Below are 1861 nucleotides of genomic sequence, written 5' to 3' on the forward strand. Positions count from 1 at the left end.
GCTAGTAAAAGCAACGATAAGTCGAGAAGCCCCCACTTCAATCAAACCGTAAGGTTGATAAGTGGAGGGTAGTTCACCTCATTGGCAAGAATTTTCAACGCGTGCTCATTCCTTGCCGCGAGTACAAGCCGTGCGCCGCGGGCTGCAGCCATTCTTGCGGTGGCAAGCCCGATCCCGCTCGAAGCGCCGGTGATCACGATGACCTGGTCTGCCAGTTTTTTCAGTGATAATGGTTTTTCCATACTGGCATCCATACTGCCGTTGCCTTGTTGTATATAAGATTGGTCCAATGTATGCCCTCCTTGAAGTTTTTTTGCTGTGTTTCGTAATATATCTATACTCTGATTGCGGTTATTTTTGCAGCAGCAGGATTTGGAAATGGGAGGTTCCGGAATTGAAAAAGCAGGGAAGGCGCGGTTGGGCTTTTTTTTAAGGGATGCATGGGAGAAATTGCCGAAACCGCGATTGCGGAAATCATTTGGAGAGTATTGGCTTCCTTGGCCAAAATCGTTGCCCGGTTCGCGCTACATGGATGGAATAACAGAAAAACCTTGGAAAATCCAAGGTTTGAATGGAGCACGATGCTGTTTTTAAAAATCTGCCTTTTAAAATGGATCATTATTTTCCGTTCCAGAGAAAGACTCAATGGCATGCTCAAGGGCGTTGTATGCCTGGCCGAATGCGCCTGCCGCCGAATCAGTACCTGCATGGCGGTGTTCCGGGATCGAATGCTTCGCCTGTTCGATCGCCGTAATGGCATCTTCAATCATCGTCCCTTTGTCCCCGTACTGCTGGCGGGCATCCTGAAGCTGCCGGATGCAGGCATCTAAATCTGCTGAATCGGGATGATTATAAGCGTTTTCGAGCTTTTCCTTCACTTGTTCCAAAATTTCCTTCATGATTCACACCCATTTCTGTAAAGAATACAAGGCTAGTCTTTCAAGTTGGGTTTCATTTTATGCAATATGGAATGCAAACTAGAAAGAAATTTCATCTTTTGCGCTGGAACCAGCCTGCCCTGGCGGCCGTTTCTGCCCGCGAACTGCCGCTCATCCTGCTTTGCCGCCCGGTTCAGGGGTCCAATAGGAAAAAAGCGGCCCGTTTTTTCCAAACACGGGATCGGTTTCCGGCATGCCGGTTTTGCGGATATTTTCGCGCAAGGTTTCATCTGCCCTCATTTGGGTATCATAATCCTGCCCGCCCGGATAACCCCCTGTCACCGCGAACCCGCCTCCTGACTCAATCCGTTTATGCCCGGTTCCGGCCGGCAACAGCACACAATCACCTTCAGAAATTGTAAAAATTTTACCTTGAGGGCCGCCAAGCTGCACTTTGGCATGGCCGCTCCGTACCGCAATCACTTCATGGGAATTGCTGTGGAAATGATGGTAAGGGAAAATGGTCCATACCCAGTTGTTTCCCCAATTATTTTTTTGAAACACTTTCTCAATTTCGTCTGTCCGTCCTTTAAAAACACCGTGGTAAATGAGCACAGGGAGAAACGGATTATTCGGAATCCCGCCGTTCTCCTCAAAATAAAATGCAGAAACGTTATCGTTTGCTGCCGTGCCCCCTGCATCTTTGCCGTCTGAAGCTGACATAAATGGAAGCAATCGTTTCATGGTTGTTTCCCCTCCTCTTTTAATCAGGTTTCATGATTTCCCGGCTTCTCGTTCATCTGCACGATACAGGCAGAATTTTCTTTTTGGTATGCTCCGCCCTTGTTATTGTTTTTCCCCGCCTAACCTATCGGAAACTTTCACTTTTTGCCAAAAATCCGCGGGCTTTTTTAACGGCTTTCCGAAAGAAGTCTCCCATCCTCAAGGAATGTGAAGGTGCGAATCGCACCAATGAGTAGGTG

General features: G+C 48.0%; 2 protein-coding genes and 1 pseudogene. All 3 read right to left on the bottom strand.

Annotation, left to right across the window (positions count from 1 at the left end):
• Nucleotides 1-74 precede the first annotated feature (74 nt).
• Nucleotides 75-254 (bottom strand): annotated as a pseudogene (locus NFR98_RS15665) (SDR family NAD(P)-dependent oxidoreductase); the annotation flags it as partial.
• Between the two features lie 351 nt (nt 255-605).
• Complete coding sequence (locus NFR98_RS15670; protein WP_013858390.1) at nt 606-899, bottom strand: hypothetical protein; 294 nt, start codon at nt 897-899, stop codon at nt 606-608.
• 150 nt (nt 900-1049) lie between these two features.
• On the bottom strand, nt 1050-1622 hold the full coding sequence (locus NFR98_RS15675) for a cupin domain-containing protein (protein ID WP_035191170.1): 573 nt from the start codon (nt 1620-1622) through the stop codon (nt 1050-1052).
• Nucleotides 1623-1861: the final 239 nt, after the last annotated feature.

The organism is Weizmannia agrestimuris (genome assembly GCF_943193165.1).
In the GTDB taxonomy this organism is placed as follows: Bacteria; Bacillota; Bacilli; order Bacillales; family Bacillaceae_C; genus Weizmannia; species Weizmannia faecalis.

What these genes read in the sequence shown, in the direction of transcription:
- NFR98_RS15670 (WP_013858390.1), bottom strand. Translation starts at nt 899, where the DNA reads ATGAAGGAAATTTTGGAACAAGTGAAGGAAAAGCTCGAAAACGCTTAT.
- NFR98_RS15675 (WP_035191170.1), bottom strand. Translation starts at nt 1,622, where the DNA reads ATGAAACGATTGCTTCCATTTATGTCAGCTTCAGACGGCAAAGATGCA.